Genomic DNA, 12,363 nt, shown 5'->3' with positions numbered 1-12,363 from the left:
CGTTGTCGCGGTCGTTCGGCCATTGGCCTGCCGCATGCTTCTTCAAGAACATGCAGCAACCCAAAGAGCGACAGCGACCTTTGCGCGCCTCATAGGACGCGCGGCGCTGTAGACGCGCATGAGGCGCCAACCCGTAAGTGACGAAGAAAACAGTCCGCGCGCGAGCCGGAGATCGGTCCGTGTTCAAGCGTGCAACCGCGTATCGTCGGTCAACGACGATTGGTCAACCCGAGGTCAAGCGAGATGGAGACCAGAATGCTGATACCCATCCAGACGGGCCGAGCGGCAGCCGCCTCCGCAGAAGACACGAGCACCAAGACGCAGCAGCCGGCAGCGCTGTTGCCCGCCGGCCAGCGCGGTGAAGCCATACAAAAGATCCTGGACGCGCTGACCCGACATCTCTCGGGCCGCGAAATCCTCTCCAAGGACGCGTTGGTACGGCTGATGGAGGACCTGGCGCGCATCCTGAAGTTCCCGCCCCTGCCGCAGGAAGGCGGGCGGGATTTCGTTCGCCGCCTCGTCGCCTTCCTCGAATCGATGCCTGCCTCCGATCGGCTGCTGCTCGAACGTCAGCTCGGCGGGCGCAGCCTCGCCATTCGGGTCGGCTTGCTTGCGGAACTGCCGGCGATCCGCAATGGCGCGAGCGCGTCGGGCAGCACCGCCACTCCGATGCCCGCCCAGGCACGCGACGTCATCCTGCGTAACCCCTCTCTCCAGCCGGCGATGCCTCTCAACCCGGTTGCCGCACGCATGCCGGTTGCCGGCGAGGTCGCGCTGCTGCAAGCGGTGCTGCGGAAAACCTTTGGCGTCGGCAACGACACCGACGTGCTCGAACCCCGGGATGATGAATTGGACCCCGGAACGACAGAGGCGCGGCCAAAAGGCCGAAACGCAACGCCGGTCGAGCGAAGCGAAACGCGTGCGAGCACAGGCAAATCCACGTCCGCGGAAGGCACGCCGGTCGAAAACACCGCCGCCCTGCTTGCAGGCGAAGGCGAAGTCGAGGAAACATCTCCGCAAGCGGTTCCCGGGGCCGAGCCTGAGCAAACCGTCCCATCGGCCGATGCCGGGCAAGTCGAAAGCGAGGCGTCCGCGAGCGAGAGCACGGCGGCGCCGGGCGAAGCCGATGCGACAGCCGAATCCGCCGAGGACGCGGATCCCGATGGCACCTATGGGCCGATGCCGGATGCAGACGAGGAGAAGGCTGCCAAGACAGCGATGGCGGCCGGACGAGGCAATCCCGAGACCCGGCCGGTGCGGGTGCTTTTCGAGGCGATCAAGACGCTCATTCGCGACAGCGTGACCCCGCCCGGAAGCATTGCCGGCACCGAGACCAAGCCGGTGGCCGAGCACGCCGATGGAGCGGATGCGCCGACGCCCGCCTCGGCAAAGGAAAGCGCCGCGCAAGCACGCGCTATCGACGGCGCGGGCCGCCCGCGCGAGACGCCGGATGGCGGCAACACCTTGCCATCCTTGCTCGACGAGCAGGCCGAGGACGCAAAGGCAACTCAACGCACGCCTGCGGACACGCGGCCGCAAGGTGCAACAGACGAACAGACGATGCAGCAGGTCATCGCCAGACTGGTCGAAAACGGTCTGCCGCGCGAAGCCATTCCCTTTGCCATGATCCCCTACCCGCCGGCCGCCGGGGATGCGGCGGAAGCCGAAAACCTCAGCCATGAAATGCCGGGCGGATCGGAAGATCAGGCATCGGACGAAGAGCAGGGCGCAGAAGAGGGCGACGGCCACGATCAAGCGGACGGGGCGGAGCCAACGGACGAGGCCGCGCTCAACGACAGGGCGGCGGAAGCACCCGACGCCTATGACCTTTATCGCAGGCTCGGCGGCCTCGGCTGAAAGTCCAAGCCGAACAAGCATTCGGCCAAAGAAAAACCCGCGGAGATCGCTCTCCGCGGGTTTTCCAGTTCAGATGTCAGGCAACGATTACTCGTTGTTCTGGCGGTTCTTCAGAGCCGCGCCAAGGATGTCGCCGAGCGACGCGCCCGAGTCGGACGAACCGAACTGAGCAACGGCTTCCTTCTCTTCGGCGATTTCCAGAGCCTTGATCGACAGCTGGATCTTGCGGTCCTTCTTGGAGAAGTTGGTGACGCGAGCGTCGACAACCTGACCAACCGAGAAACGCTCCGGACGCTGTTCGTCACGGTCACGCGCGAGGTCAGCGCGGCGGATGAACGAGGTGATGTCTTCGTGGTTGACGAGCTTCACTTCGATGCCGCCATCGTTGATCGCGATGACTTCAGCCGAAACAACGGCGTTCTTGCGCAGTTCGCCGGAAGCGGCGGCATCGCCGACCGAGTCCTTGCCGAGCTGCTTGATGCCGAGCGAGATGCGCTCCTTCTCGACGTCGACGTCGAGAACAACAGCGCGAACGACGTCGCCCTTGTTGTACTCTTCGATGACCTGCTCGCCCGGACGGTTCCAGTCGAGGTCGGAAAGGTGGACCATGCCGTCGACATCGCCGTCGAGGCCGATGAACAGGCCGAATTCGGTCTTGTTCTTGACTTCGCCTTCGACTTCGGTGCCAGCCGGATGGCTATGCGCGAATGCCTGCCACGGGTTCTCGAGCGTCTGCTTGAGGCCGAGCGAGATACGACGCTTGGTCGGATCGACTTCGAGAACGACGACGTCGACTTCCTGGCTCGTGGACAGGATCTTGCCGGGGTGTACGTTCTTCTTGGTCCAGGACATTTCGGAGATGTGGATCAGGCCTTCGATGCCCGGCTCCAGCTCGACGAACGCACCGTAGTCGGTGATGTTCGTGACGGTACCGGAGATCTTCTTGCCGACCGGGTACTTCGCACCGATGCCATCCCACGGATCCGACTCGAGCTGCTTCATGCCGAGCGAGATGCGGTGGGTTTCCTGGTTGATGCGGATGATCTGAACCTTGACCTGCTGGCCGATGTTCAGGATCTCCGACGGATGGTTCACACGGCGCCATGCCATGTCGGTGACATGGAGCAGACCGTCGATGCCGCCGAGGTCGACGAACGCACCGTAATCGGTGATGTTCTTGACGACGCCTTCGACAACCTGGCCTTCTTCGAGGTTCTGAACGATTTCAGAACGCTGCTCGGCGCGGGACTCTTCGAGAACCGTACGGCGCGATACGACGATGTTGCCGCGGCGCTTGTCCATCTTGAGGATTTCGAAGGGCTGCGGGTTGTGCATCAGCGGGGTGACGTCGCGGATCGGACGGATGTCGACCTGCGAGCGCGGCAGGAAGGCAACGGCGCCGTCGAGATCGACGGTGAAGCCACCCTTGACCTGGTTGAAGATGATGCCTTCGACGCGTTCGCCGGCTTCGAACTTCACTTCCAGGCGCTGCCAGCTCTCTTCGCGGCGAGCCTTTTCGCGCGACAGAACAGCTTCGCCGAGCGCGTTTTCGATGCGCTCAACATAGACTTCGACTTCGTCGCCGACCTTGAGCGAGCCGTCCTTGGCCTTCGCGCCGAATTCCTTCAGAGCGATGCGGCCCTCGACCTTCAGACCGACGTCGACAACGGCGACGTCCTTTTCGATGGCCGTAACGATGCCCTTGGCAACATAGCCTTCGGCGAGATCGGTCTTCGCGAAGGATTCTTCGAGAAGGGCGGCGAAATCGTCACGGGTTGGATTGGTAGCAGACATGGAATCTCCTGCATGCATCTCATTCGAGACGCACATGCGCCGGGGGCTGGTGTTGAACAGGCCTGAACCCAGTCCGCTCCATTTGAAGGAGCAATCCGGCGCGTGGACGGAATTTCAGGCTATGCAAGAAGAGCGTTTCAAACGAGGTTTATGAAAGGGCTCTTCTTCAGATCTTCTTCATCAGGGCCGCATCGATCAAAGTCTTCGCGGCCTGAAACGCCGCCTCTATACTCATTTCGGACGTATCAAGCAAGTGCGCGTCGTTGGCCGGCCGCAAAGGACTGTCGGCGCGGCCCATATCGCGCTCGTCGCGCTTCTTCACGTCCTCGAAGATCGCCGCATAGTCGGCCGGTTGGCCGTTGCCGATGATCTCGTCATAACGTCGCTTCGCCCGCACTTCCGGCGAGGCGGTGACATAAAGCTTCACCGGCGCATCCGGGCAGACGACCGTGCCGATGTCGCGGCCGTCGAGAACGGTTCCGGGCTCGCGCAGCGAAAAGGCGCGCTGCGCCTCGACCAGCGCCCGCCGCACCGCCGGCATGACCGCGATCTTCGACGCCGCCTCGCCGATCGCGTGCGCGGAGAGGACCGAGCGATCGAGACCGGCGAGTTCGACGTCACGCGCCATCTTTTCAGCCACCGCCTCGTCGTCGAGCGGCAGGCCCGCATCCAGCAGTGCCTTGGCGGTGGCGCGATAGGTCAGCCCCGTATCGAGATGATGAAAGCCGTATTCCTCGGCGATCCGGCGCGAGAGCGTGCCCTTGCCGGCCGCGGCCGGCCCGTCGATGGCGATGGTGAACGTCATTTTCCAACCTGCATATGTATATGGTCGTCGTGCCTGGCGGCCCTGCAACCCTGAAACCTAATGGACTCGGCCTCAACGCCAAGTCTTTGCGCCAGATGCGGCTCCACGAATATCTTCTCGATACCGAAGCTGCTCCCCTCGCCGGAGAGCCAGCGGAGCGCCTCGCCGGTCCGGCCCTCCTCCAGCGACAAGGACCGCCACAGCGACTGCAAGAAGTCCAAGTCCCACCGCAAGGTCAAGAGGTCTTCGCGATCCCGGCACGGAAGAATGCTACCCGGGCGCGGCTGCTCGAAGGCGAAATAGCCGATCGGCGAACGGGTCGCCTTGTCCAGATAGCCGCCAGCGGCATCCTGATGGAAGAACGCGATATCGAGCTTCCGGCCGTCCGAATGAGACAGATGCGGGAATAGCGGAAAGCCATTGAAGAAGGGAAAATTGGCGTCGAGCGCCAAGGTCGTCGTTCCGGGGAAAGCCTGATCCATATGCCGCGACAGGGCAGCGACCGCTTCCTTCAGTTCCGGAACGACATATTGGCGGTTCAGGACGCAGAATAAAGGCGACTGCATCCTGAGCCGCGACGTGCCGGCGTCGAAACAGGGCAGCGGAACCCGGCCGAAGATCGGTGCCACGGCATGGCTAAGCGCGCTTCCCGTCGCATAGAGACCCAGAAAGAGTGCAAGAAACACGGGAATACCCGCCCTTCTTCGGCGCGTAAGACCAAGAGCAACAAGCCAGACAAGGCCGCCGATCTGCGTCAGCAGCGTCAGGAGAACGACGACCGCAATTGTCAGCAGCCATTTGAGCTTTGCCGCCAGCGTCGTCGGCTTCACGCGATCCTTGCCCCCAGCCCGGTCATCAGATCCGTGAACCCCGGAAAGCTCGTCGCAATCATCGACACGTCATCGACCTGAACCGGGTGCTCCGAGCCAAGCCCCAGGACAAGGAAGCTCATGGCGATGCGATGATCGAGATGGGTCTTCACGACCTCGCCTGAAGCAGCGCCTAATCCTTTGCCGCCGGGACGGCCGCGGACAACAAGCGAGGATTTGCCTTCGTCGCAATCGACGCCGTTGAGTTTCAGACCCGCGGCGATCGCGGCGAGGCGATCGGACTCCTTCACGCGCAGCTCATCGAGACCGCTCATGACGGTTGCGCCTTCAGCAAAGGCGGCGGCGACAGCGAGAACAGGATACTCGTCGATCATCGAGGCTGCACGCTCATCGGGCACCGTGACGCCTTTCAGTTCGGAATGGCGCACCCTCAGATCCGCCACGTCTTCTCCGCCGGCCTGCCGGATGTCGATCACCTCTATGTCGGCGCCCATCTCCTGCAAGGTCTGGACCAGGCCCGTGCGGGTCGGGTTCATCAGCACGTTGCGGATCGTGATGTCCGAGCCCGGAACGACGAGTGCCGCAACCAGCGGGAAAGCCGCCGAGGACGGATCGCCCGGCACCTCGATCTCCTGGCCGACGAGCCGGCCACGGCCTTCGAGCCGGATGGTCCGGACACCGGCGGCATCGGCCTCCACCGAGAGCTCGGCACCGAACCCGCGGAGCATGCGCTCCGTATGGTCGCGGGCCAGTACCGGTTCGATGACGGTGGTGATGCCCGGCGCATTGAGACCGGCAAGCAGCACCGCCGATTTCACCTGGGCGGATGCGACCGGCACCCGATAGGTGATCGGCGTCGGCGTCTTCGGTCCGCGAAACGTCACCGGCAGGTGATCACCGGCAGCCGCCTTTACCTGCACGCCCATCTCGCGCAAGGGGTCGAGCACGCGCGCCATCGGCCGCCGGCCGAGCGAGGCATCACCGATGAAGGTCGTTTCGAAATCATAGACGCCGGCGAGGCCCATGATGAGCCGGCAACCCGTGCCGGCATTGCCGAAATCGAGCGGCGCTTCCGGCGCAAGCAATGCGCCGTTGCCGACGCCGTTGACGATCCAGGCGTCGCCGTCCTTGCGAAGCCTGGCCCCCATGGCCTGCATGGCCCGGCCGGTGGCGATCACGTCGTCACCCTCGAGCAGGCCGGTGATGCGCGTCTCGCCGGCGGCAAGGCCACCCAGCATCAACGACCGATGCGAAATCGACTTGTCGCCGGGAATGCGGATCGATCCCTTGAGGCCGTCGGATTTGCGGGCGGTGGCGGGGCTTTGGCCCAATCCTTGCGACATGCGGTATCCTCGAAACAAGCAAGTCAGTGTCGTGCGCTCGAAGCGCACCAAAGTCGCGGCAGCACGTGAACGGCTGTCCGTTTTTATTCTTAGACCGGATAGGATTGAAGAAAACAATGCAGGCCGGCGCCTGCTTTCCGCAGCACCGCGACCACAACCCCTGCTGCATGCCTTCACAAATCACGGCGGGTGGGTATGCTTGCACGCGCCGGAACGCCCGGGACATAGGCGCTTGCAAGTTTTGTCTTTGACAGATGCTGTCAAGATGATTATGGGGACCGGCTAATCATCATAAGCTTGATACCCTTTCCACCCGCCGGCTTTCCGGCAAGCGCCGGCACGGCCGGCCATTCAAGAGGCTTTGACTGTGGCAAAACCGGAACTTGGAACAAAGCGCATCGACCCGGAAACGGGGCGCAAATTCTACGATCTGAACCGTGATCCGATCGTTTCGCCTTACACCGGCAAGTCCTACCCGCTGTCCTTCTTCGAAGAAAGCTCGGTCGCCAAGGTGCTCGAGAAGGAAGAAGAAGAAGACGTCACGGAAGTCGATGCAGAGAACACCGAAGTCGAACTCGTTTCGCTCGAGGATGCCGATGATGAGGCAGCGGGCAGCGACGACCTGCCGGATCTCGGCGACGACGATGTCGAAATCGACGGTGACGACGACGACACCTTCCTCGAAGCCGACGAGGACGAAGACGACGACGACATGAGCGGCCTCATCGGCGTGTCCGATGACGAAGAAGACGTCTAAGCGCTTCAAATGACATAGGAATGCTCCCGTCCTCGGCCTTTACGGCCCGGACGGGAGAAAATCGGCCCGGACTGAAAATAAATCCACAGGCCACGCATTTTTCGGCTTGCCATCCTCAAAAAGGGGAAGTAATAAGCCGCCACTCGCCGGGCACAACAGCCCGATGAACTTCCCGGACCGGCCTAGCCGGAACCCGATATGGGGCTATAGCTCAGCTGGGAGAGCGCTTGCATGGCATGCAAGAGGTCAGCGGTTCGATCCCGCTTAGCTCCACCAAACTTCTCCTTCGATTGAACACTCTTGGACCGTCAGGGTCCCTCGCCGCTTCCCAATTCGTCCAGCGAATCCAGGATCATGGTCAGCAGGCGGATGATGTCGGCCGACTCGAGCAGGGCGTTGCGGATTTCGCGTTCCGACCGGTTCGGCACGGAGGCGGCAATGTCGAGCAGGACATTGGTGACATCGGGCGCTTCGGTGTTCGGTTCCATGCCGGTCTGTTCGCGCATGCAGCGGATCAACGCCACTGCGCCTTCGAGCAGCCGTTGTGCCTGTAATGGGGTGAGTTCATGGACCTCATTGGCGGCACGAAACAACTGGGATCTGAAGCCCGATATCGTGGTCATCTCCCGGATGATACTCCTTTCGGCTTCAAATGAAAGTGGTGGCCACAGCCACCCGTGCAACGTTCGGATGAGCATGTTACGCGCGCGACCTTGCGCGAACACGAACAGGAGCTGATCCGCACAGCCACGCATCGGGTCAGCCGGGCCGCTCCGATGCGCGTTTATGATTTGTTAAGCATCGAAACGCAGAAGCTGATGCCCATGTTCCTGATCTCGAAAATCTTCTGGCTGGTCGCGCAGCCGCTGTCGTTCTCGTTCTTCGCCATCTTTGCCGGCCTGCTGACGACGGGTGCGGGCTTGCGCCGCACCGGCACTGTCTTTTGCGGCCTCGGCGCGCTGGTACTCTTTGTTTCGCTGTTCACCACTGCCGGCCCCTATGCCCTGCAAGCACTGGAGGATCGCTTTCCTCGCCCGGCGCCACCCGCCTCGCTCTCCTGCATCATCGTGCTCGGCGGCGCCTTCGAGAACGAAGTGATGGCAGGCCGCGGCGGCGCGGAGTTCAACCAGGCGGCGGACCGTTTCATCGAGACCCTGGCGCTCGCCAAGCGCTATCCCGAGGCACGTATCCTCGTGTCCGGCGGCGACGGCTCGTTCAGCGGCGCCTATGCCGGCGATGCCGAGGCATCGGAAAGCTTCCTCGCGGCGTTCGACGCCGGCGGCGAGCGGCTGATTCGTGAAAAGCAATCGCGCACGACCTTCGAGAACGCCCGCAACACCAAAGAATTGCTGGAGATGCACGGGCTTTCGAATTGCGCGCTCGTCACCTCCGCCTTCCACATGCCGCGTTCGGTCGGGCTCTTCCGCGCCCTCGATATCCCCGTCATCCCCTGGCCGACGGATTACCGCACCAGCGGCAAGCTTGGCCTCGGCTTCGACTTCACCCAGCCGTCGCTCAACGCCCAGCTGACGACGACGGCGGTGCGCGAATGGATCGGGCTCATCGGCTACTACCTCGCGGGCCGGACAGCCTCGATCCTGCCGGCGCCCTGAGAGTTGACGCCGGGGCACGAGATAGCCCAGCTTCAAAGCGAACCGCCGATTCTAGTCCGGAGCGCCCATGCCGATCCTCGAAATCCTCGACTATGCCGGTGTCGCCGTCTTTGCAGCGACCGGAGCGTTGTCGGCGTCACGCAAGCAGCTCGACATCATCGGCCATCTCTTCCTCGCCTCCGTGACCGGCATCGGCGGCGGCACGATGCGCGACGTCGTTTTGGGCGCGACACCGGTCTTCTGGGTTACCAATCCGACCTATCTGCTGGTTTGCGCCACGGTGGCGGTCATCCTCTTCTTCACGGCCCATCTCTTCGACTCGCGCTACCGGGTCCTTGTGTGGCTCGATGCGATCGGCCTTGCGGCCTATTGCGTCATGGGTGCTGCGAAGGGATTTGCGGCCACGGGCTCCGCGGGTGTCGCGCTCGTTACCGGCATGCTGACGGCCACCTTCGGCGGCATCTTGCGCGATCTGCTCGCCGGAGAGCCTTCAGTGCTGCTCAGGCCGGAAGTCTACGTCACAGCGGCGTTGATCGGCGCCGGCGCCTTCGTGCTTGCGACGATGGCCGGCTTGCCGCTTGCGGCGGCATCGACGCTCGGCGTGCTTTCGGCATTCGTCGTGCGCGGCGGCGCACTCAAATACGGCTGGACGCTGCCGACGGGCAAGGCGCTGCCGGGCAGAGATCCGGACGATGTGATGTGAATTGGGGCACGATCGACACGAAGCCGCGATCAACTTATTTTGAAGATCGCCCTGCGGGCCAGTTTGAAGCCTCCGCCGCTCCGGATGGAACACCGCTTCACACTTTTCCCGGAACCGTGCCGATGTCAGCGGCCGTTCTTGCGACGCAGACGGATCACGACGTCGACATGCGAAATCTCCATGCCCTCGGGCGGCGCCGGGAGATTGTCGATCTGGATGTTGCTGACGGGGATATCGAGAACCTCGTTCTGGCCCTCAATGAAGAAGTGATGATGATCCGATACGTTGGTGTCGAAATAGGTCTTGGCACTTTCGACCGCCAGGACGCGGATCATTCCGGCTTCCGTGAACTGGTGCAGCGTGTTGTAGACGGTTGCCAGCGAAACCGGCACCCCGGCCATGACGGCTTCTTCGTGCAATTCCTCGACGGTCAGATGGCGATCACCCTTGGCAAAGATCAAATCGGCGAGGGCAACGCGCTGACGGGTCGGACGGAGGCCTGAGTGGCGCAGCCTTTCTTCCGAACTCACTTCTGTTGCTTTCGTCATCAAGGGTCGTTCCATGTATCCCGGCGAAATTCACAATACTTCCGTTGCGATATAACTTTTGCGCCCCGCGCTTTCAATAGATTCTCATCCAGACATGCGTTGCAAAGCCTGAAAAACCGGTCAAACTCGGGGAAGGCTGGCAATTAACTCTGGTCGCGCCCACATTGATCCTGTAAGCGACGGCGGAACGAAAATGCCATCTGAGGCGGCGGTGACCGGGCCGGAAACGAGAAGATCCGGGTTCCCCGCGCTTCATTTCAAGCCGAACTTGCTCTAAAGCAGATCGGATAACACGTTAAGTCATTCGGGGAAGCACCTATTCATGACCACCAGACAATCCAGCTTCAGCTACGAGGAAATCCTGGCCTGCGGCCGTGGCGAGCTGTTTGGCCCCGGCAACGCGCAGCTGCCGCTGCCGCCGATGCTGATGGTTCATCGCATCACCGAGATTTCCGAAACGGGCGGCGCCTTCGACAAGGGCTTCATCCGCGCTGAATACGACGTGCGTCCCGACGACTGGTACTTCCCCTGCCACTTCCAGGGCAATCCGATCATGCCGGGCTGCCTCGGCCTCGACGGCATGTGGCAATTGACGGGTTTCTTCCTGGGTTGGCTCGGTGAGCCCGGCCGCGGCATGGCGCTCTCGACGGGCGAAGTGAAATTCAAGGGCATGGTTCGCCCCGAAACCAAGCTGCTGCAGTACGGCATCGACTTCAAGCGCGTCATGCGTGGCCGGCTCGTGCTCGGCACTGCCGACGGCTGGCTGAAGGCCGATGGCGAAACTATCTATCAGGCAACCGACCTGCGTGTCGGGCTGTCGAAGGATAAGGCCGAGTAAAGACCAGGCCTGCCTGCACCGAACGAAATAAAGAAAAGGTCAGTATCATGAGACGGGTTGTTGTCACGGGCCTCGGCATCGTTTCCTCGATCGGAAACAACGCCGACGAAGTCACGGCGTCGCTGCGCGATGCAAAGTCGGGCATCACGTTTTCTCCCGATTTCGCAGAAAACGGCTTCAAGTGCCAGGTCTGGGGCGCTCCGTCGCTCGACCCGACCGAGCTCGTCGACCGCCGCGCCATGCGCTTCCTGTCGCAGGGCGGCGCCTGGAACCACGTGGCGATGAAGCAGGCGATCGCCGACTCCGGCCTCGAAGAGTCGGTCGTTGCTCGCAACGAGCGCACCGGCATCATCATGGGCTCGGGCGGCCCGTCCACCCGCACGATCGTCGACGCCGCCGACGTCACTCGCAAAAACGTCAGCCCGAAGCGCATCGGCCCGTTCGCCGTTCCGAAGGCCATGTCGTCCACGGCTTCCGCAACGCTTGCGACCTGGTTCCAGATCCACGGTGTCAACTACTCGATCTCTTCGGCCTGCTCGACCTCGGCGCACTGCATCGGCAATGCGGCCGAGATGATCCAGTGGGGCAAGCAGGACGTGATGTTCGCCGGCGGCCACGAGGATCTCGACTGGACCATGTCGAACCTCTTCGACGCCATGGGCGCCATGTCCTCGAAGTACAACGAAACGCCGGCGACGGCATCGCGTGCCTATGACGTCAACCGCGACGGCTTCGTCATTGCCGGCGGCGCGGGCGTTCTCGTTCTCGAAGAACTGGAGCATGCCAAGGCCCGTGGCGCCAAGATCTATGCCGAGATCGTCGGCTATGGCGCGACCTCTGACGGTTACGACATGGTGGCCCCTTCGGGCGAGGGCGCGATCCGCTGCATGCGCCAGGCGCTTTCGACGGTGAAGGGCGACGTCGACTACATCAACACCCACGGCACCTCGACTCCGGTTGGCGACAGCAAGGAGATCGGCGCGATCCGCGAAGTGTTCGGCAGCAAGATGCCGCACATCCAGTCGACGAAGTCGCTGACCGGTCACTCGCTGGGTGCTGCCGGCGTGCAGGAATCCATCTACGGCCTCTTGATGATGCAGGCCGGCTTCATCGGCGAAAGCGCGCATATCAGCGAACTCGACCCCGAATTCGAGGGCGTTCCGATCGTTCGCAAACGCATCGACAACGCCAAGATCGATACGGTTCTTTCGAACTCCTTCGGCTTCGGCGGCACCAATGCCACGCTCGTTTTCCAGCGCTACAACGGATAACACG

General features: G+C 62.5%; 12 protein-coding genes and 1 tRNA gene. 7 read left to right on the top strand and 6 right to left on the bottom strand.

Going from position 1 to position 12,363, the window contains the following annotated elements; translation table 11 throughout:
* Positions 1 to 255: 255 nt before the first annotated feature.
* Positions 256 to 1,857, top strand: coding sequence for a hypothetical protein (locus ACQ5BM_RS10660; protein ID WP_429810752.1), 1,602 nt, complete (start codon positions 256 to 258; stop codon positions 1,855 to 1,857).
* A gap of 87 nt (positions 1,858 to 1,944) precedes the next feature.
* Here ACQ5BM_RS10660 and rpsA read toward each other — a convergent pair whose 3' ends face one another.
* The 4 genes from rpsA to aroA form a co-directional block, all read right to left on the bottom strand.
* Positions 1,945 to 3,669, bottom strand: a complete 1,725-nt coding sequence (rpsA, locus tag ACQ5BM_RS10655) for a 30S ribosomal protein S1 (RefSeq protein WP_173518052.1) — start codon at positions 3,667 to 3,669, stop codon at positions 1,945 to 1,947.
* Positions 3,670 to 3,817: 148 nt separating this feature from the next.
* Positions 3,818 to 4,456 carry a (d)CMP kinase gene (cmk, locus tag ACQ5BM_RS10650; RefSeq protein ID WP_429810751.1) on the bottom strand — a complete coding sequence of 213 codons (639 nt, stop codon included), beginning with the start codon at positions 4,454 to 4,456 and terminating at the stop codon, positions 3,818 to 3,820.
* Positions 4,453 to 5,286 (bottom strand): hypothetical protein, encoded by an 834-nt coding sequence (locus tag ACQ5BM_RS10645; RefSeq protein WP_429810750.1) that lies wholly within the window; start codon positions 5,284 to 5,286, stop codon positions 4,453 to 4,455. Before ACQ5BM_RS10645 ends, cmk begins: the two co-directional genes overlap by 4 nt.
* A complete protein-coding gene (gene aroA, locus ACQ5BM_RS10640; RefSeq protein ID WP_429810749.1) occupies positions 5,283 to 6,629 on the bottom strand; it encodes a 3-phosphoshikimate 1-carboxyvinyltransferase in 1,347 nt (448 codons plus the stop codon). Before aroA ends, ACQ5BM_RS10645 begins: the two co-directional genes overlap by 4 nt.
* A gap of 367 nt (positions 6,630 to 6,996) precedes the next feature.
* Between aroA and ACQ5BM_RS10635 the strand changes: the two genes are divergently transcribed.
* Both ACQ5BM_RS10635 and ACQ5BM_RS10630 read left to right on the top strand, forming a co-directional pair.
* On the top strand, positions 6,997 to 7,386 hold the full coding sequence (locus tag ACQ5BM_RS10635; RefSeq protein ID WP_429810748.1) for a TIGR02300 family protein: 390 nt from the start codon (positions 6,997 to 6,999) through the stop codon (positions 7,384 to 7,386).
* A gap of 200 nt (positions 7,387 to 7,586) precedes the next feature.
* A tRNA-Ala gene (locus tag ACQ5BM_RS10630) sits at positions 7,587 to 7,662 on the top strand.
* 32 nt (positions 7,663 to 7,694) lie between these two features.
* Here the strand turns inward: ACQ5BM_RS10630 and ACQ5BM_RS10625 are convergent.
* Entirely contained in the window at positions 7,695 to 8,141 is a 447-nt protein-coding gene (locus ACQ5BM_RS10625) for a hypothetical protein (protein WP_429810747.1), read from the bottom strand.
* Positions 8,142 to 8,210: 69 nt separating this feature from the next.
* On the opposite strand from ACQ5BM_RS10625, the gene ACQ5BM_RS10620 reads away from it, so the two are divergent.
* A complete protein-coding gene (locus ACQ5BM_RS10620) occupies positions 8,211 to 8,999 on the top strand; it encodes a YdcF family protein (RefSeq protein ID WP_429811149.1) in 789 nt (262 codons plus the stop codon).
* A 67-nt stretch (positions 9,000 to 9,066) separates the two neighbouring features.
* Positions 9,067 to 9,702 carry a trimeric intracellular cation channel family protein gene (locus tag ACQ5BM_RS10615; RefSeq protein ID WP_429810746.1) on the top strand — a complete coding sequence of 212 codons (636 nt, stop codon included), beginning with the start codon at positions 9,067 to 9,069 and terminating at the stop codon, positions 9,700 to 9,702.
* 125 nt (positions 9,703 to 9,827) lie between these two features.
* Here ACQ5BM_RS10615 and irrA read toward each other — a convergent pair whose 3' ends face one another.
* Entirely contained in the window at positions 9,828 to 10,250 is a 423-nt protein-coding gene (gene irrA, locus ACQ5BM_RS10610) for an iron response transcriptional regulator IrrA (RefSeq protein ID WP_429810745.1), read from the bottom strand.
* A gap of 322 nt (positions 10,251 to 10,572) precedes the next feature.
* Here irrA and fabA point away from each other — a divergent pair, with 322 nt between their 5' ends.
* Together fabA and fabB are read left to right on the top strand one after the other, a co-directional pair.
* Complete coding sequence (gene fabA / locus ACQ5BM_RS10605) at positions 10,573 to 11,088, top strand: 3-hydroxyacyl-[acyl-carrier-protein] dehydratase FabA (protein WP_173515178.1); 516 nt, start codon at positions 10,573 to 10,575, stop codon at positions 11,086 to 11,088.
* A gap of 47 nt (positions 11,089 to 11,135) precedes the next feature.
* Positions 11,136 to 12,359, top strand: coding sequence for a beta-ketoacyl-ACP synthase I (gene fabB, locus ACQ5BM_RS10600; protein ID WP_429810744.1), 1,224 nt, complete (start codon positions 11,136 to 11,138; stop codon positions 12,357 to 12,359).
* The last annotated feature ends 4 nt before the right edge of the window (positions 12,360 to 12,363 follow it).

This window comes from Ensifer sp. B1-9, assembly GCF_050474445.1.
Taxonomy (GTDB): domain Bacteria; phylum Pseudomonadota; class Alphaproteobacteria; order Rhizobiales; family Rhizobiaceae; genus Ensifer.
This window is presented reverse-complemented; position numbering and strand designations above follow the sequence as displayed.